The organism is Desulforamulus reducens MI-1 (assembly GCF_000016165.1).
In the GTDB taxonomy this organism is placed as follows: domain Bacteria; phylum Bacillota; class Desulfotomaculia; order Desulfotomaculales; family Desulfotomaculaceae; genus Desulfotomaculum; species Desulfotomaculum reducens.
This window is the reverse complement of sequence record NC_009253.1, coordinates 1781668-1801368: the sequence shown is the minus strand read 5'-3', so window position 1 is coordinate 1801368 and position 19701 is coordinate 1781668. Positions and strand designations below refer to the sequence as shown.

Sequence of the window (19701 nt, the reverse complement as noted above, 5' to 3'; positions counted from 1 at the left end):
AACCCATCCAAAAATAGAATCAGCTTCGTAATATTACTGTAGCCTTTTAGCCCATGAGAAAGTTCCATTTGCCAATAGGCATAGGTATAACTAAGGCCGCCGCCACAACCTTAAGGGTTCTTATACCCTTCGGTTTTGACGCCAGCCAAGTTTACTAACAAACTTTTATAATTATACCAAAGTTAACAGTAGGTGACAAGAAAACAAAAATTCTGCTCTGCCACCAGTATAGTATGGTATAATTTTGTTATCATTGCCTTATATTTTCTCATAAGGAGGTTTTCTTTTGGCAAAACGCAAAAGCCGAAGGCTTAGACCTGGACGCTTAATTTTACTTATTACAATTCTCATTGTTACGATAGGTGGCCTGGCATCGCTGGGCTTTTTTGCCTATGCAATGTCGGACATGCCTGCCTTTAACCCCCAGGCCTTAGAGAATATGGTGCCCACTTCAATTTATGATAAGGATGGCAACCTAGTAACAAGAATTGGTACAGAAAACCGAGAACCTATTCAATTAAGTGAAGTACCTGCAACAGTGAAGGATGCCGTTCTAGCAACTGAAGATGAGCATTTCTACGATCATCACGGCATAAACTTTCGTAGCTTAGGGCGTGCTGTTTTTAGAAACGTAGCTGCTGGTGAAATCCGTGAAGGCTTTAGCACAATTACCATGCAGTTAGTTAAACTATCTTACCTGTCACCAGAACGTAGCATGAAACGAAAAATGCAGGAAGTTATTTTAACCCTCCAGATGGAAAGACATTTCATGAAAGATGAAATCTTTGAAATGTACCTTAACAAAATATACTTTGGTCAAGGAGCCTATGGGATTCAATCTGCCGCCCAAATATATTTTGGCAAGGATTTAAAAACCGATGAATTAACCCTGGAAGAGGCTGCTTTTCTGGCAGGAATACCCCAGGCGCCATCTGCTTACTCTCGCTACCTGGACAGTGGAAAATCCTTAGATGATGGAGAGAACTCAGAACAAGATAAGAAAAAACTTGAAGAACAGCATCAAAAGGATTATGACTTAACTCTTAATCGGCGTAATATTGTTTTATTAAGAATGAAAGAGGCCGGTAAAATTACGGAAGAGGAACGTCAAGCTGCTGCTTCAAAACCCCTGCCTGACGGTACTAAAATGCAGGCAACTAGGTATCCGTACCCCTACTTTATTGATTATGTAACAGAAAAACTGGTTCAAAAATATGGGCCAGATATGGTCTATAAGGGTGGTCTTAAGGTTTATACAACTTTAGACCCCAAAATACAAAAAACCGTTGAATTGGCCATGGCCAATGCCAAAAATTTTCCTAATTACAAACCGGACAAAAACGGACTACCACAACCCCAGGGTGCTGCAGTCTTTATGGAACCCGGTACGGGGTATTTAAGGGCCATAGTTGGCGGGCGCGAGCACACGCACCAAAGGGCACTGAACCGTGCTACCCAGTATCAGATTCTTTCCAATGGCAGCAAAATAGGTCGTCAACCCGGTTCTTCCATTAAACCTATTGTTGCCTACGGACCTGCCGTTGAATACAAAGGTATGGGTCCTGCTTCGGTCATTGATGATATCCCAACCTCCTTTGGCAATTACAGTCCAAAGAACTCGGGCGGTGGTTTCAGAGGATTGATTACCATGCGGCAGGCCCTAACTAGCTCCGTAAATATTGTGGCAGTTAAGCTTTTAAACTCCGTCGGTATTAGTCAAGCTGTGAAATTTGCCCAGGGATTAGGAATAACTACTCTGGATGCCAATCGGGATGGTCTTGCCATGGCCCTGGGAGGCGTTAGCAGCGGGGTTGTACCCTTAGATATGGTAGGAGCCTATGGTGCCTTTGCCAACCAAGGTATTTATGTCAAACCCCATGCAATTATTCGCGTAGAGCGTTTTGATGGGTCCATTGTGGAGGAATTTAAACCAGAACGCAGACAAGCCATGAAGGCTACCACCGCTTACTTAATTACAGACATGCTGCGATCCGCTGTGCAATCAGGTACTGGCAGTCGGGCAAACCTTGGAGCAAGGCCCGTTGCAGGTAAAACCGGTACCACCGATGAAGGTAAGGATATCTGGTTTGTGGGTTACACTCCTGAACTGGTAGGGGCAGTTTGGATCGGCCATGACTTGCCAACAAGAATGCCCCAGGCCTACGGCGGCATTTACCCTGCGATGATCTGGCGTGAGGTTATGAGCAAGTCCCTGGCAGATGTACCAGTTCGCCCCTTTACAAAGCCCTCGGGGATTGTTTACGCCACTGTGGATAGTAAATCCGGTCTTTTGCCCGGACCTAATACACCATCGGATCATATGGTACACGATATGTTTGCCCAAGGTACCATTCCCACTAAGGTTGATGATTTACATCAAATTATGGAAGTTTGTGCCACCACCGGAGAACTACCAAATGATTATTGTACAGACCGCATAACCAAGGTGGTCATAAAAACACCTTATACAGTCCCTCCAAATGTAGCAGATTTTGCACTGAGGGCACCCGTAAAAACGTGTTCTCTCCATACTGAGAACGGCATTGACCCGGCTGTGGCAGAGAAGTATAAACTGACAATTCCGGATAGCCCAGAAAATCAGGAAATGAATAACGGTAATCAAGAAGGAACCAACACCGTAACTCCCAAACCAAATGAAGGAGATAATTGGTTGCCAGGAACCACTGGTTCCAATACTAACGAAAGTGAAGCTAAAAAAAAATTTCGTAAAGCAGCCAAGGTAAAAGAAACCTACCAACGAATTATTGAATAATTATCTTTTATTAAAAACGCCGGCAAAATCCCCATGGGTTTTGCCGGCGTTCTTTAGTCTTATTCTTTTTAAGGCTTACGCCTCGCCTAAAGGCTCTTGTGCCCTATAGGGTATGGCGTAAGCCAGGTTTTCTTTAGATTCAGAGAATCAATCTTACACTATACTGTTATTTCTTTACTTTTCTCTACTCTGGCAGTGCTTAAACGGTGTAAAACATTTAAAGAAATCACAAGCAAGCCGGAGCAAATAATAAGAGTCAATGTCGCATTCAAGAGTACACTATCAGTAATTTTGGTCATAACAGCCGAGAAAATATAGCCAAGAAAACATATGCTTCCAACCAAACTGGCATAGGGCAACTGGGTGCTAACATGGTCTATATGTTTGCAGCCCGCACCAGTGGAAGATAAAATTGTCGTATCGGAGATAGGTGAGCAGTGGTCTCCATAAACTGCGCCAGCTAAAACAGATGCCATTAATATACTTAATAATTGGGGATCTACAATCAGAGCCAAGTCAATGGCAATGGGGATCATAATAGCAAAGGTACCCCAAGAAGTCCCCGTCGCAAAGGCCATAAAACCAGAAAGTATAAAAGCAAGGGACGGATAGACCCAGAAGGGTAATTTATCACCCAATTGGTTTGCCAAATAAACACCAGTACCTAACTCGCCAATAATACCACCAATTGTCCAGGCAAAAATCAAAATTAAATTAGCAGGTAGCATGGACATAAAGCCGCCGTATACTGCCTTAGGTAATTGCCCAACCGTAACAACTCCCCTGGGGAGAAACATTAGTAAACTTAAGACCAAAGCTGCACTGCCACCATATAGCAGAGATTTTGCTGCATCGGTATTTTTAATGGCACCGATAACAGACACACCACCGTCAAAGTAGCCACCTGTATACACCATAGCGGTTAGAACAAATACTACCAACCCTGCAATGGGCACCACCAAATCCATAACTTTGCCCTTATCGCTAACTTTTTCTTCTTCATTGGCTACAACCGTTAAAACACCTAGGTCCCCTTCATTCACAGCCCTTTCCTCATGGGTAAGCATAGGACCAAAATCCAATTTATATAGACTAACCAAAATCACCATTATTATGGTCAATATGGCGTAAAGGTTCAAGGGAATTGTCATTAGAAATGCTGAAAATGGTTCCATCTCAAGTCCCGTGGCTTTAAATTTATCTCCCATGGTAGACATAATGGTGGCTACCCAACTGGATACAGGGGCAATAATGCAGATGGGAGCTGCTGTGGCATCCAAAACATATGCCAACTTTGCCCTGGAAATGTTATATTTATCAGTTACGGGTCTCATTACGGTACCCACTGTTAAGCTGTTAAAGTAATCATCAATAAATATGAGAATACCTAAAAAGAAGGTAGATAATTTAGCACCGGATCTGGTTTTAATTTTGGTAGCTGCCCACTTTCCATAGGCCGCAGAACCGCCGGCTACTGTTACCAAATGTACTAATATTCCCAAGATGACAAGAAAGCCTAAAATACATAAATTCCAACTATCCGTTACCTTTTCGGTCATCATGCCTAGGGCTTTTGTTATCGTCGCCACAGGCTGGTAATTACTAAGAATGAAGGCACCAGATATAATACCGATGGCTAGAGAAGGAATTACCTTTTTTGAAAATAAGGCCAATCCAATTGCCAGAACTGGCGGTATAAGCGACAACCATTGATAATCCATAATTATAACTCCTTTGTAAGTCTCCTTTATCTAAACAAAAAAACAACTAGAAATTGACACTAGTTGCTTTTAAAATAGCTCAATGCCCCCTTCCTTCTTAATAGTAAGATAGTGCTCCACAGATAACATGAAGGAATATTGTCTGTGACAGTGCTGCATTTATTTAATGCAACCCCAGCAATTTAACCGAGAAAATCAAATTGCTTCGGCAGGTATTCCTTTCCTTAAGGGTCATCAACTCTCCCAGTTTCTCCTCAAGTAATCTTAATAGCCCGCAACCTCTACCTCACCTTTCACTAAGATGAGGCATTATATTCAATTCTGTTTAAATTTTAATACAACATAGTCTAAAACGTCAACCAATTATACAAAATGTATTTTGGTAATTATCTCATATTATAAGCTAATGAGGATGAATTGCTTTAATATCTGGCATATGCCTATTTTCTTTTGAATTTTTACTCTGTCAGATAATGTCAATTTGTTGTCCTGCCTCATAACATAAAGCAATTAACTATACCATTATTTACTGCGAAAGGATGTGGTATATTACTTAGATAAGGCTTGTTGCCAGTAGTCATGTATAATACTTTGGCCATAGGTGGTGCCCGGTACCGCCCAACGAGCATTGAGACCCTGCCAGGTAGCTGCGCTTCCCTTTGCTACTAAATTAAACCTAGGATCCACCAATACTTTGCCATCAGGCAAGGGTCGTTTTGTGGCATAGGCATAAAGGTGTTGTATGTGAGCCTCCACACCCGCTTCCGGTGACGCAAATATTGCACCGTGCACACCTTCCTCAAAACGAACAAATTCTGAATCTGCTCCATTATAGGATTCCTGGCCGGTTAAAGGACTGCCGGTGGCCCATAAGCCGCAATAATTGTTTTGCCAGGGCTGCACATCTCCGGTGAACTGCCAATAATGGGTTTCTTTGGCTGCCTGGCAGAAGGCAAGGTCGCCGCGAATACCATATTCTTCGCCAATTTTGATGTAAAGCTCTGCTAAATCCGGAATGGGTACAAACTCTCTGTTAAGCTGCGCCATCTTAGCCTGCATGCGTGGTGTTTCTGCGGCTATCCATGCTCTCAATTGATCAGCAGTGGCAATAGAAGGCCCAAATATGGATAGTTCAGCAGTGTTTACCACAGTGCCATCCGGCAGTTCGAGGGTTGCACCATATTTTTTCAACTGATCCCGGTAGGTTCTAAACTGTTTTAATTGTTCAGCACTGAAATTGGCTGCATCCATATTCAACAGATCACTGGAATTAATAACCGTTCTATCCAGCAACCTCAGGTTGGTTTTATAACCGGCTAATTCTTTAAGAACCTCAATATCTGCCAGGGATGGCTCCGGCTTAACCACCTCTGGTTTTTCTGTCGGGGGAGTGGGTGTTACAACGGGTCTTTTAATTTCCACAGTCCTGCTCTCCTGTTTCCATTGAACACCACAACCTAAGGCCTCGCTGATAACCCGAAAGGGGACCATGGTTCTGTTTTTATCTGTAATAAAGGGCAAACCCTCCTCTGGAGACACCTTTAAAACCTTGCCATCAACAACAATTTCTATAACCCCTTGATCCATCATTGAAGGATCTGGTATTACCGTAGATGTGACCTTGGGCGTAATAATAACAACCTGCTTTGTAGCCGGTAACCACTGAACTGTGGTACCAAGATTCTCACTGATAACCCGTAAGGGCACAAAGGTCCTGCTATTTAATACAATGGCCGGCTGATCATCGGCAGGAATCACAATGGGCGTCTGATCAATAACAATATTCACTTCATTCTCTGCGAAAGCACTTGCGGGTACAGATAGGGCCAGTAGTCCTGCACATAAAAATGATGCTATTGATTTTTGCACTTTACCTAAGCGGTGAATCACTAATCATCCTTTCCAATATATTGTTTAACTAATTAATTAGCCACTTATGCCCAATAACCTTCTTTATTTTGACAAAAAAATCCAACGATAATTAGCTGCCACATAAAATCACAGCTTTAACCCACATCTCTGATCGATAGTTTGGAGCATTCGTAAAAGGCATTATGACTACAGCCACGGCATTTTTCTGCACTGATTTTTGTTAAAGCATAGGAAATGGCTAGCCCGGTGCCTCCAAAGAAGTGCTCTTTGCCGATTTTATCATAGAGGCCAGAATTTTTAAGAACTTTTTTCGGTTGGGTTTTTAAGCCCGATATTAAGATGGTGCCCTTCTGCCTTTGAAAATGATCTACGATATGTTCCAAAACCACTTCTGCCGTAGCATCCATTACGAATACATTACCCATCCGCAAAATTAATACCTTGGGCCTGGCGGCCAGACAGTTTGTCAATGTTTGCTCAAAGGTTTCCACCGCCCCGAAGAAAAGAGCACCATTTATCGTAAAGATAGCTACTTGAGGGCAATCGTGTATAGGTGAAACCACATTCGAAGTAACCTTTTCTCTTCCGTTATGGTCAGGTAGCACTTTTTGAACAGACATGGTATCACTCATACGATTAATAAATAAAGCCACCGCCAGTAATAAACCAAATCCCACCGCAACGGTTAAATTAACAAAAACAGTTAATAAAAATGTGGTTATCAACACTGTTGAATCACTTCTGGTGGTTCTTAATATATGTTTAATTTCATTTTTGCTACTCATATTCCAGGCCACAATCATTAAGATAGGAGCCATGCTGGCTAAGGGAATTTGTGAAACCATAGGTGCCAAGGTAATAATTAGTATAAGAACAGTTAGGGAGTGCACCACTGCAGATACCGGACTTGTGCCGCCACTTCGAATATTGGTGGCTGTACGGGCTATGGCACCGGTGGCAGCAATACCTCCAAATAAAGGTGCGATAACATTTGCAATCCCCTGGCCAATCAATTCTTTATTACTGTTATGTTTATTTCCTATCATTTCGTCAGCAACCATACAGGATAATAAGGACTCTATACTGCCCAACATTGCGATAGTAAAGGCAGGTCCAATCATCTTATAAACTTCATTCAGACTCATTTTAGGTATACGGAATTCCGGTAAACCGGCGGGAATAGAGCCAAACTTTGAGCCAATAGTTTCTATTGCACCACCAAAAAAGAATGTAGCTACCAGAGTTGATACCAGAATACCTGCCAACGGGCCAGGAACGCCGGGAATATATCGATCAGTAAATATTAAGAAAAACAGGCAAACCAGAGCTACAATGATACTGGACACCTGTACAGTATGAAGATGTTTGGTAAGTTCCAAGACATTTTGAATAAAATACTCATGTTTAGCTACACCTTGCAAACCAAGGAATGTATCCACTTGTCCAGTAAATATAATAACAGCAATACCGGCAGTAAAACCAACTGTTACTGGTCGGGGAATAAACTTAATCAAGGTACCCATGTGGGTAACACCCATTAAGATGAGCATAAAACCAGATAAAAGACTAGCTAGAAGTAGATTGTTAAACCCGTACAGCATCACTATCGAAAGCAATACTGGTACAAAGGCTCCGGTAGGACCTGCAATTTGTACACGCGAGCCTCCAAATATGCCAACCAACGCACCGGCAATGATAGAAGTATAAATGCCATACTCCGGTCTTACTCCTGAAGCAATGGCAAAGGCTAATGCCAAAGGAATTGCCACAACCCCTACAATAATTCCGGCAATAATGTCTTTTCGAAAAGCTTCCAGGCTATAGCCTTGCATTCGACCGTAAAATTGAAATTTTCCTAACGAAAGCTGTTCTTCTCCTGATTGCATTGTCTATAACCGTCCTTTTTAGATTCATTCGCTAATAAAGAACGATTCTTTTAAGGCCCTTCGATCATTGTAATCAACTAATACACCTCAATCTGCTGAAATAATAACACAAGCCCTATCATAACTCCATAAATAGGCAAACAGCAATTGACGTGATAATAACTAATACACCATTTGGATGAGTTAAGTCTGGAATATGACATATATACAGCTTTTTTCTTTATATTATCTTTTTTGTTCTTGTTTTTGTTAAACCTATCCAACACATAGTCGCTTGTGTCCTTATGCACATCAAAAACTGCTACAATTTACAGCAGTCATAAAATCCACTATCTAACGGATAATTGCCACATTCTAGCATAGACGCCACCTTGTTCCAGTAATTGTGAGTGTGTGCCTTTTTCGACCACCTTTCCTTCCACAAGCACAAGAATTTCATCCATACACTCCAGGCCCACCAGGTGATGTGAGATAACCAATGAGGTTTTATCCTTCATCAATTGAAAAAGATCCTGCATTATCTCTCGCCCAACCACAGGGTCTAGACCAGCAGTAACTTCATCCAGTATCAGCACCGAAGCATTCTTTAAAATAGCCCTGGCTATGGCCACACGTTGTCTTTGTCCACCAGATAACTTTAAGCCGCCCTCACCCACATAGGTATCATAACCTTCTGGCAAAGTAAGGATAAAATCATGGATTCTGGCCCGCCGGGCAGCCTGTATCATTTCCTTTTCACTGGCCCCGGGTCTGGCCAATAATATATTTTCTCGTACAGTGGCATTAAACAAATGGGTGCGTTGGGCAACCACAGCCATATGTGCCATGAGCTTGCTCTGATGATAATCCCTTACTTCTCTGCCACCCAGTTGCAAACTCCCCCTCTGGTAATCAAAAAATCCCAGCAATAAATTGGCCAGTGTACTTTTTCCGGCACCACTGGGACCAACAATGGCTAGCCGTCGTCCCTGGGGAATTGTAAAACTGACATCACGCAATATCCATGGATCCTTGGCAGAATATCGAAAGTGTAGGTTGTTAAACTCTATTTCATAGCCTTTGGGAACAAACTGCTCATCCTTACGGCTGGGGGAATAGTTTTCTGTTTCGGCCAGTTCAAATAATCTTTTAGCCGCTGACATACTTTCTTCTAAGTATATAAAGGTTAAGGGCAAGGGTGTTACAGCTTCAAAGGCACTTAATGTAGCAAGGGCCAGCATAGCAATATAAACCCCTGGTAATTCCCCTTGCTCCACCTTTATTATAGCCATTACCAGGATCGTCCACATGGCAAGATTCATGCATAACCCAGTTAAAGAACCAGCTAGCCCATTGATTTTGGCTAATCGACCCTGCAGCTTGGATAAATTGTCATTTGTCTTATCAATTTTCTCCAACTGGCGACCTTGCTGGTCAAAGGACAACAGATCCGTCATGCCCTGTATGCCATCCACCAGGCAGGTATTTAATTGTGCCTTGGACCCTAGAATTCCCTGTCCGCTCCGGCGTCCCCATGCCCTTATAAATATTGGAACAACCACTGCCGCCCCAATAAAAAAAGCCAGGAATATAAAGGCCATCCTTAAATCAAAGCAGGCCAATAAAAAAAAGACAACGCCCAATGTTAATAAGGCCACCAGGGGCGGTGACAAAACCCGCAAGTAAAAATTCTTAAGGGTCTCAACATCTGAAACAATCCTGCTCAGTAAATCACCACTATGGTAGTGCATCAATTGGCTGGTGGCCAGGGGTTCTATGGCTTTGTAAAACCAGACTCGCATATTACTCAGCACACGAAAGGTAACATCATGGGAGAAATACCGTTCCAAATATCTAAATACTGCTCTGGCTATACCAAAGAATCGAACGCCCACGATGGCGACCATCAAGTCCAATACAGGTGGGTGCTGCGCTGCTCTGGAGATCAGATAGGCCGAGGTTGTCAATAAACCAATATTGCTCCCAACCGCGAGGAAACCAAGCAGCACAGCCCATAGCATTGGCAGCCAATGGGGGAGCAGCAAGCTCAGTAATTGGTGTAACCTTTTCATCCTTTCTCCCCCCTATAGGCTTTCACTAAGTCGTAATAGACTCCTTGTTGTGCCATCAGCTGCTGGTGCTGTCCCTGCTCCACTAATTTACCTTCTCGCAGCACCAAAATACGTTCGGCTCCATAGACAGTTGCTAATCGGTGGGCAATCACCAAAACCGTACGTCCCACAATTAATTGCTCTAGGGTTTCCTGAATGGCCAGTTCTGTAAACGGGTCCAAACCAGCGGTAGCCTCATCCAACACTAAAACAGGTGCATTTTTCAAAAATGCCCTGGCTATGACCAGACGCTGGGCCTGACCTCCACTAAGCCTCAACCCGTGTTCTCCCACCGGCGTAGCATAACCCTGGGGCAAATCCTTAATAAAATCGTGGATCTCAGCCCTTTTGGCTGCATCCACTACCTCATCCATGGTTGCTTGGGGCCTGCCAAGTAAAATATTTTCCGCCACTGTTCCATAAAAAATATATGGATTTTGCGGCACCAGCGCAATCATATGCCGCCATGCATTGCCAGCTAAATTTTCCAAAGGAATGCCATTAACCTCAATGGTACCTTGGGTTGGTTGAATAAAGCCCATGAGAAGATTCACAAGGGTGGATTTCCCTGCTCCACTGGGTCCCACCAAGGCCACCCTTTGTCCGGGACAAAGATCAAAGGATATGCCCTGCAAAATGGGTGATGCTTCATGGTAGGAAAAATGAACCTCCCGCAAAGATAGGTGGATTTTTTCTGGCTTTTCTACTTTTATACCAGAAATATTTCGGGGGGCCGGTTTATTTAAAATCTCATATATGCGGTTGGCCGCCTGAACCCCGTTCATCCCGGCATGAAACTGGGTACCCAGCAGTCGCAGGGGCAAATAAAATTCCGGTGCCAGTAATATTAGAAAAAAAGCACTTTCAAAGGAAATATGGCCGTAAACAAGACGTAACCCCAATGCCACTGCCACCAAAGCTGTACTGATGGTGGAAAGGAGTTCCAGCACCAAGGCCGAGAGAAAGGCCACACGCAACACGCCCATGGTGGTGCGTCGAAAATCATCACTAAGTCTGCCAATAATACGGATTTGATCCTTGCTTCTGCCAAATAGCTTCAAAGTGGCAAGCCCCTGCAGGACATCCAAGAAATGCGCACTCAACCGACTTAATAGGCTCCACTGACGTTTGGTCAGGTGATCTGCCCATTTGCCAATGAGAATCATAAAAAAAGGTATCAGGGGGGCAGTAAATAAAAGAATAAGCCCTGAAGCTAGATCTATGGGCACAACAAAAACTAGAATAATACAGGGCACCGTAGCCACCAATACCAGTTGGGGTAGATACTTGGCAAAGTAATCCTCCAAAGATTCAATACCCTCCAGCATCAGATTCGTCAATTCACCGGTTCGTTCGCCCCGGGCATGGATGGGTCCAAGGTCATAAAGATGCTGCAGTAATCTTCTGCGGAGATCCCCTTTGATGAGAGCCGCCACCCGATGGGCACTGACCTCACTGAACCAGGCCAAAAAGGCCCGGCTAACCATGAACCCCAGCAAAAGCAGCAATGGGCTTTGCACCTGGGCCAAATGAGCATTTTCGATAAATACCTGGCTTACAATGCTGGCCATGGTCTTTGCCTGGAGAACCACCAGCAGTCCGGTGGCTATGCCAAGGCCTATGGTAAGGGCCAGGAACAGACGTACTTTTCTTGCCTCTTTTAATAGTCTTTTATCTATCATAGGTCCTTTGCACCTCATGCCTATTTATGGATAGGGACCAGCGAATAAAAATAAAAGGGGCAACCCTTGCCCCATTACTGTTTATTTCTTAATAATGCAGGTGTTTTTCTGTTACCCGATGGCGGAACACCCAGTAGGTCCAACCCTGGTAAAGTAAGATAATGGGTACCATGGTCAGGGCGATAAATGTCATGATCTTTAAAGTGTACGGACTGGAAGAGGCATTGTAAATAGTAAGACTCCAGTCTGGCTGTAAGCTTGAAACCATCAATCTGGGGAACATGGCCCAGAACATAGAAACTGTAAACAAAACAATGGTCAGGCTGTTGCAAATGAAAGCCCATCCCTCTCTGCCTTTGCGCAGCATTAGTATAGCAATTAGCAAACATCCAGCGGACAGCAGAAATACAGCAGCAGCACCGGCCTTGGCAAAGAGATCCGTTTTTAAGTACGTTAATACAGCCAAGAGCAGCACCACCGGCACAGCCACTAAGCTAATCTTAGTAGCCACAGCCCGGGCCCGTTCCACCAACTCACCTTCCGTCTTCAGCGATAGGAAAAGGGCACCATGCAACATAAATACCAACAAAGTTGTTAAGCCACCCGCCAGGGTGTAGGGGCTGATTAAATCGAAGAAACCTCCTACATATTGCATATTGCCGTCAATGGGTACCCCTTGCAGCAAATTGGTGACAGCTACCCCCCATAATAATGCAGATATAAAACTGCCCAAAAAAATCATGTTATCCCAAAACTTTCTCCAGGCCGGGCTCCTGTCGCTGCTCCGAAACTCAAAGGCCACACCACGAACAATCAAAGCCAGCAAAATTAAAAACAAAGCCAGATAGAAACCACTGAACAGCGTTGCATACCAATTGGGAAAGGCCGCGAAAACTGCCCCACCGGCTGTTATTAACCAAACTTCATTGCCATCCCAAACCGGACCAATGGTATTGATAATAATTCGTCTCTCGGTATCATTTTTACCAAGGAAGGGCAGCAAAATCCCTACCCCGTAATCAAAGCCTTCCAGAAAGAAGAAGCCGATAAACAGGACTGTAACCAGAATAAACCAGAGAATATTTAAGTCCATAAAGACACCCCCTTACCGTTGCTTTCCAAGTGGTTAGAAAGGGTCGGTTGTTCAGGTCCCTGCTTAATAAACTTAACCAATAAATATACATCCACAATGGCCAACACACCATAAATTATTGTAAAGCCAATTAAGCTGACAAGTATTTCTCCAGCAGATACAGAGGGTGATACTGCCTGCTCTACCCTTTGTAAGCCGTAAACAATCCAGGGCTGCCGTCCCACCTCTGCCATAAACCAGCCGGTGGAATTAGCAATATAGGGCAAGGGAATGGACCAGAGCAATGCCTTTAGAACCAATGGTTTGGTTTCCAGAGTTCCCTTTTTCCACAGATAAAGACCGACCAGTGCTATGAATATCATGCAAGTGCCAGCACCCACCATGATGCGGAAGCTCCAGAAGATTGAGGAAACCGGCGGTATATAATTGCCCGGTCCATACTGGGCCTCTGCTTCTGCTTGTAAATCCTTCAGTCCCTTCACTTCACTGCTAAAGTTGTTATAAGAAAGAAAACTCAAAAGTCTTGGAATGGTTATTTCAAAGGAATTTCTTTGGTTTTGCTCATCCACCACAGCCAGCACTGCAAAGGGGGCTGGTTTAGCGGTTTCCCAATGGGCCTCTGCTGCAGCCATCTTCATGGGCTGGGTTTCTACTAAATGTTGTCCCTGCAGGTGACCCACATTAGCCACTAAAAATACACTTATAAGTCCAAAGATTAATCCGATCTGCATGGATTTTCGGAAAACTTCCAGATCTTTTTTACGCAATAGCTTATAAGCACTGATCCCGATAACAAAGAAGGCTCCAGTGGCAAATCCCCCCAGTACGGTATGCGGAAACTGGTAGAACACGTGGGGATTGGTGATTAAAGCAAAGAAATCTGTCATTTCTGCTCGGCCATTACGAATGGCATAACCCACAGGTGCTTGCATAAAGGAGTTGGCAATTAAGATCCAAAGGGCAGACAGATTGCCGCCAATGGCCACCAACCAGATACTCAGGGCATGTAATTGCTTGGGCAATTTATCCCACCCAAAGACCCAGACACCTAGGAAAACCGATTCTATAAAGAAGGCCAGCAATGCCTCAATGGCCAAGGGTGCCCCAAAGATATCTCCCACAAAACGCGAATATTCTGACCAATTCATGCCAAAATGAAATTCTTGCACAATACCGGTAACAACACCCATGGCAAAGTTTATAAGAAATAATTTACCCCAGAACTTTGTCATTTTTTTATAGATTTCATTGCCGGTCCGCACGTACATGGTTTCCATGATGGCAACCAGAACCGAGAGTCCCAGTGTTAATGGTACAAAAAGAAAGTGATAAACCGAAGTTATACCAAATTGCCATCTGGCAAGTAAAAGTTCACTCATGTTTCTCCCCCCTACCAATAAAATTTCTTTTTGTACTAGCTAATTAAACTCCCGCCCCCTCCTTTCCTTTTCTAAGTATAACGGTTAGCCGGGTCTTTGCATCGTTCTTTGGTTTGATTTCAGGTTTTTGTAATAAGCTGTCAATATCTCGGTTATTTTTATACTATACCTTTTTTGTATAGTATAAATTATACTCCCTGGCGAATTACTGTCAACAATAAGAAGATTACATTTTACTTACAAATTGGAAAGGCCCCTACAATCGGTAAGGGCCTTCCACTCATTACTTTAATGTAACCACCGTGGCTCCTGATCCTCCCTCACCGGCTTCTCCTAACCGGAAAGTCTTTACCCGGGGGTGGTTTTTTAATTCCCTTTGCACAGAAGTTCGCAGGGCGCCAGTTCCTTTGCCGTGTACCAGGGTAACAGAACTGAGTCCTGCTAAGAAGGCATCATCCAGGTATTTTTCAATTTCCAACATAGCCTCATCTGCGGTCATGCCCCGCAAGTCAAGGCTGGTTCCTATATGCTGGGCCTTATCCATTAGCACCTGGCCCACCTTGCTTTGACCAGAGGTTACTTTGACTTCTTTTACAGTGCGCAACTCCTGCATTGGTACAGACATCTTCATGATACCAACCTGTACCTGCACATTATTACCGGAAACACCCACCACATAGGCCTTCTGATTGTACTTGGGCAGAAAGACTTCTTCACCTGGCTTAACTTGCCTGGGTATTTCCCCATCTGCCGTGCGCTTCGGAGTTTTAGCCGCCACTTTGCTGGTAACCTGCTGCAGCTTATTGCGGGCATGATGGATCGCTTGCTCCCGATTCTTGGCACTTTCTTCCGCTAACCGGGACCTCAATTCTTTTACAGTATCCTCTGCCTCCAACCGAGCCTGGCGAACCATTCGACTGGCTTCCTCATGGGCCTTAACTAGAATGGCTTCTTTCTTAGCCCTCAGATCCTGTTCTAAGGCATGATACCGTTCTTTTAATTGCTCACTTTCCCGCCTTAATAATGCGGCCTCTTGCCGGTCCTTTTCCGCAGCTTGCTGGGTTTTTTCCAACCGGGAGATTAACTCAGCCACCTCTACCTGTTCGGTGGTTAGAAACCCTCGAGCACTCTCAATAATCTCCCTACGCAAACCTAACCGGGCAGAAATTTCAAAGGCATTGCTACGTCCAGGTCGACCAATTAGCAGGCGATAGGTAGGACGTAGTGTTTCTACATCAAATTCTACGCTGGCATTCTCCACCCCGGGCGTAGCATAGGCATAGTTTTTTAATTCACTATAGTGGGTGGTGGCCAGGGTACAGGCACCCCGCTGATGGAGTTCTTCCAAAATTGCCCGGGCCAGGGCTGCACCCTCTGTGGGATCTGTGCCCGCTCCCAATTCATCCATCAAAACCAGGGAGCCCTCCCCGGCCCTATCCAAAATACGAACCAGGTTCGTCATATGGGAAGAAAAGGTACTAAGGGACTGTTCAATACTTTGTTCATCCCCAATATCGGCAAAAACCTGTTTAAACACACCCATTTCAGTACCCGCTTCCGCAGGAATGTGTAAGCCAGCCTGGGTCATCAGAGAAAACAAACCAACTGTCTTCAGGGTAACGGTTTTGCCGCCAGTATTGGGTCCGGTAATAACCAACGTTTTAAAGGCTTTCCCCAGGGATATGGTTGCCGGTACGGCATCACCGGGCAATAACGGGTGACGTCCCTTTTTTATATCGATCATTGGCCCTGCCAGTATCTTTGGACTCCAGGCATTTAATTTAAGGCTGTAGCGAGCTTTGGCCATAATAAAATCCAAATCTCCCAGAGTCTCCAGAGCAATGGAAATATCCTCGTGTACCCCACTGACCTCCTGGGATAGTTGGCCAAGAATTCTTTGAATCTCCTGCTTTTCTGCTGCCACCAGTTGTCGAACTTCGTTGTTGGCCTCCACCACCGCCATGGGTTCCACAAACAGCGTGGCTCCGCTGGCAGATTGGTCATGGACAATACCAGGAATTTGATTGCGGTATTCCTGTTTTACTGGCACCACATAGCGATCGTTGCGGATGGTTATAATAGGGTCCTGTAAATATTTTTGATTATCACTGGAACGAATGATATTTTCCATTCGTTCTCTTATTCTGTTTTGGGAGCGCTGAATACCTCGACGGATTTGCAATAATTCCGGCGAAGCATCATCCGCAATTTCTCCTCCAGGCAAAACCGCCTGCAGGATATTTTTCTCCAATTGGGCCTGATTGGTTAAGGACTCCGCCAACTCTGAAAGCAGTGGATAACGGTCTGTTTTCTCAGAGAAAAATTTTTTTATTTGCCGGGAAGCTGCCAGGGTTTCGCCCACTGCAAATAATTCCTCGGCAGAAAGCACAGCATAGCGAGAAGCCCTAGTTAACGCCTGCCGAATATCATGCCAGCCGGCAAGCTCCGCCAATGGGTCTAACCGTAGTAATTCCCTGCCCTCACTGGTTTCTGCCTGCCAGCGCTTAATATCTTCCATATTTGTGCTGGGCTTTAATTCCTCAACTCTTTGTTTGCCCAACTCCGATTGGGCATGGCTTGCCAATCGTTCTAACACCTTATCAAACTCTAAACGCTTGATTGTTCTTTCCATAAATACTCCTTAAATAACTCCCCTGAAATAATGGCCTTTGGTAATACCGGAAAGACTTAATTGTTCCAATTCTTCCTTTGCTTCCTTGTCCTTTCCTTCATCCCGCACACCATGTTTAAACCGTTGTATGGCCCCATGATAATGATTGACGGTTTTAGCCACATACACATGGTTTTCTTTCTTTGCTTCTATCCGCAGTACAGACACACCGGACAAGAGAAGGCTAAATACATCTTCAATAACACATAGCTGTTTAGCATTAAAAAGATGCATTCGGCAATACTGGTCAACTTCCAAGGGAAAAATCAATCCCTTTCTATCCTTTAAACCACATTTCTGCCTATTGCAAGGTCCTGCACATTTGTTCTGCAGGCTGAGCCCCCCCAGGACACTGCCCACTGGGCAGTAACGGGTATTCATCAGGGGCAGTGCCCCTTGAACTAATACCTCTAGGGGTATGGGCGTTACTGCTGCCATTTCTTCAACCTGTTTTAGGGTTAATTCCGGCGATAAAACCACCCTTTTAGCCCCCTGCTCCTTGAAATAATGCAGGGTTGCGGAGTTAAAACAATTAAGAGTAAAATCGCCGATTACTGGCTTATTGGTATAGTTCTTAATAATCTTTAACAGTCCAAGGTTTCCCACCAGAATACCATCCAAAGGCCATTGGAAAACCCGCTCTAAAAATGCTGTGAACCCTTTAAGATCCTGGTCGTGCAAAATTCTCGGGGAATTCAGCAGCATAGAGACACCGTTTTTGTGACAAAACTCCAATCCGGCCTGTAAATCCTTTTCGCTGACAACTCCCTTTGAACGATAACTTTCCCCGCCAAATAAGACGATATTAGCACCGTTTCTTACCGCAGCCTCCAGGGACCTAAGGTCCGTTACACTGACGGATAAGCGGGGGCTTGGTTCCGGTGGGTCTGTTTGTCGGATTGACTTTATGGCTCCCCGCAGGCGTTCCTTAAACAGGTGCTCTGCCACACCGGGACGACGGTCCGCCCTGGCTCTTTTTTGTTCCAGGTCTGTTAATACTTGTCGACGAAGCTCGTTAATCTCCCGCATGGGCAATATCACGCTGCCAGCCAGATCGGTTTCCAAGCCTCCCAGGGCAAAGGGGGTATTGCCCAAACGATCCAGTTGCTCCTGTAAGAATTCCTTGGTTAAGGGGCGCTTCAGGGCTTCCTGACAGGGTTCCTGGCTATATCCGTCCGCAGAGAAGCCCTGTTCATCGGCCACCCTCATGTACATAGGCTCGCTAATTCTGGCCCTAATGAAAAACTGCAGTGGTATTTTACGGGTTTCCCGGGTTGAGGTAAAGGTTTCCCTGGCACTTTCCATCAGGTCCGCATCATGGGTTTTGAAGACACGGTCACCGGGCCTGATTTTGCCGGGAATGGCTATCCCCACCAGAGTGCCGGGCTGGGCAGCGGAGACTTCCTTACCTTTTACCAAAATACGATTAACTTCTACGCCACTGCGTCCCCCTTCGGTTACCCATACTTCCACGCCATCCCCCACACGCAGGGGTTCTTCCAATAAAATTTCCACTGTTTTGTTTTCCTTGTTAAATCCCTTTACTCTGCCTAGGCGTACCCCACGGTTATTGGGTCTTTTGTAGCTCATTAAATCCTTACCGGGATTACCCAGAAAATAGCCCGGACTAAAATCACGGTTAAAGATCTGGGCTAAATCCCTGGCCTCTTTCTCTGCCACCCGGAAATTGACAGCATCCGCCAGAGCACGATCAATTAAATTGCGGTAAGTTCGAATAACCGTGGCTACATATTCCGGTCGCTTCATTCGTCCTTCAATCTTAAAAGAATTGATGCCTGCGGCAATTAACTGGGGAATCATTTCACTGGTATTAATATCCCGGGGACTCAGCAGGTATTCTCCTATTTTAGAAGGATCTGCCAGGTTTCTTCCCCCTTCGTCCACCAGTTGATACTGAAGCCTGCAGGGTTGAGCGCATCTGCCACGGTTGCCGCTGCGTCCACCAATCAGGCTGGACATGAGACATTGGCCGGAATAACAAACACAGAGGGCGCCATGGACAAAGACCTCCAGATCGGCTCCGGTCTCCTTTTTAATGTCCGCAATCTCCTTTAGATCCATCTCCCGGGCCAGTACCACGCGATCAAAACCACTCTGCTGCATAAGCTGTACGCCGGGCAGATTATGGACTGTCATTTGGGTGCTGGAGTGTAGGGGAAGTTCCGGCATGACCTCCCGGGCCAATCTGACCAGTCCAAGGTCCTGTAAAATAACAGCATCCACTCCAGTATTATGCAGGAAGTGGAGGAAGCCCAAGGCTTCCTCCAACTCGTGATTTGCCAGTAGTATATTTACCGTGACATATATTTTGACCCCACGAACATGGGCGTATTCCACCGCCCGGGCCATCTCATCATGATCGAAATTGTTGGCAGATTGCCTGGCGTTAAATAATTTACCGCCCAGGTAGACTGCATCTGCTCCATTTTGTACAGCAGCCACCAGAGCTTCCCAGCTTCCTGCCGGGGCTAGCAGCTCGGGTCGTTGGGTCATGGGGGTTCCTCCTAATAGTT

General features: G+C 44.9%; 10 protein-coding genes and 1 riboswitch. Of the genes, 1 reads left to right on the top strand and 9 read right to left on the bottom strand.

Features of this window, described 5'->3' with window-relative positions; genetic code table 11:
- The first annotated feature begins 286 nt into the window (after positions 1-286).
- The gene (locus tag DRED_RS08835; protein WP_011877989.1) at positions 287-2773 is read left to right on the top strand and encodes a transglycosylase domain-containing protein; all 2487 of its coding nucleotides are present in this window, start codon (positions 287-289) and stop codon (positions 2771-2773) included.
- Between the two features lie 158 nt (positions 2774-2931).
- Here DRED_RS08835 and DRED_RS08830 read toward each other — a convergent pair whose 3' ends face one another.
- The 9 genes from DRED_RS08830 to DRED_RS08790 all read right to left on the bottom strand — a co-directional run bounded on the left by DRED_RS08830 (position 2932) and on the right by DRED_RS08790 (position 19681).
- Positions 2932-4494: a Na+/H+ antiporter NhaC family protein gene (locus DRED_RS08830; protein WP_011877988.1), complete on the bottom strand. Its 1563-nt coding sequence runs from the start codon at positions 4492-4494 to the stop codon at positions 2932-2934.
- Between the two features lie 101 nt (positions 4495-4595).
- Positions 4596-4786, bottom strand: a riboswitch (Lysine riboswitch).
- A gap of 257 nt (positions 4787-5043) precedes the next feature.
- Positions 5044-6363 (bottom strand): stalk domain-containing protein, encoded by a 1320-nt coding sequence (locus DRED_RS08825; RefSeq protein WP_198006942.1) that lies wholly within the window; start codon positions 6361-6363, stop codon positions 5044-5046.
- Positions 6364-6500: 137 nt separating this feature from the next.
- Complete coding sequence (locus tag DRED_RS08820; protein WP_011877986.1) at positions 6501-8252, bottom strand: SulP family inorganic anion transporter; 1752 nt, start codon at positions 8250-8252, stop codon at positions 6501-6503.
- A gap of 329 nt (positions 8253-8581) precedes the next feature.
- Positions 8582-10303 carry a thiol reductant ABC exporter subunit CydC gene (gene cydC / locus DRED_RS08815; protein ID WP_011877985.1) on the bottom strand — a complete coding sequence of 574 codons (1722 nt, stop codon included), beginning with the start codon at positions 10301-10303 and terminating at the stop codon, positions 8582-8584.
- Complete coding sequence (gene cydD / locus DRED_RS08810) at positions 10300-12024, bottom strand: thiol reductant ABC exporter subunit CydD (RefSeq protein WP_011877984.1); 1725 nt, start codon at positions 12022-12024, stop codon at positions 10300-10302. Before cydD ends, cydC begins: the two co-directional genes overlap by 4 nt.
- An 88-nt stretch (positions 12025-12112) precedes the next feature.
- Complete coding sequence (gene cydB / locus DRED_RS08805; protein ID WP_011877983.1) at positions 12113-13117, bottom strand: cytochrome d ubiquinol oxidase subunit II; 1005 nt, start codon at positions 13115-13117, stop codon at positions 12113-12115.
- Complete coding sequence (locus DRED_RS08800) at positions 13108-14496, bottom strand: cytochrome ubiquinol oxidase subunit I (RefSeq protein ID WP_011877982.1); 1389 nt, start codon at positions 14494-14496, stop codon at positions 13108-13110. The genes cydB and DRED_RS08800 overlap by 10 nt, the downstream gene beginning before the upstream one ends.
- 283 nt (positions 14497-14779) lie before the next feature.
- Positions 14780-17128, bottom strand: coding sequence for an endonuclease MutS2 (locus tag DRED_RS08795; RefSeq protein WP_011877981.1), 2349 nt, complete (start codon positions 17126-17128; stop codon positions 14780-14782).
- 9 nt (positions 17129-17137) lie between these two features.
- A complete protein-coding gene (locus DRED_RS08790; RefSeq protein ID WP_011877980.1) occupies positions 17138-19681 on the bottom strand; it encodes a U32 family peptidase in 2544 nt (847 codons plus the stop codon).
- Positions 19682-19701 lie beyond the last annotated feature (20 nt).

Excerpts from the sequence above, each read along its gene's own strand:
- DRED_RS08795 (WP_011877981.1), bottom strand. The coding sequence starts at position 17,128 with ATGGAAAGAACAATCAAGCGTTTAGAGTTTGATAAGGTGTTAGAACGA.
- cydD (WP_011877984.1), bottom strand. The coding sequence starts at position 12,024 with ATGATAGATAAAAGACTATTAAAAGAGGCAAGAAAAGTACGTCTGTTC.
- DRED_RS08790 (WP_011877980.1), bottom strand. The coding sequence starts at position 19,681 with ATGACCCAACGACCCGAGCTGCTAGCCCCGGCAGGAAGCTGGGAAGCT.
- cydC (WP_011877985.1), bottom strand. The coding sequence starts at position 10,303 with ATGAAAAGGTTACACCAATTACTGAGCTTGCTGCTCCCCCATTGGCTG.
- DRED_RS08830 (WP_011877988.1), bottom strand. The coding sequence starts at position 4,494 with ATGGATTATCAATGGTTGTCGCTTATACCGCCAGTTCTGGCAATTGGA.
- cydB (WP_011877983.1), bottom strand. The coding sequence starts at position 13,117 with ATGGACTTAAATATTCTCTGGTTTATTCTGGTTACAGTCCTGTTTATC.
- DRED_RS08800 (WP_011877982.1), bottom strand. The coding sequence starts at position 14,496 with ATGAGTGAACTTTTACTTGCCAGATGGCAATTTGGTATAACTTCGGTT.
- DRED_RS08820 (WP_011877986.1), bottom strand. The coding sequence starts at position 8,252 with ATGCAATCAGGAGAAGAACAGCTTTCGTTAGGAAAATTTCAATTTTAC.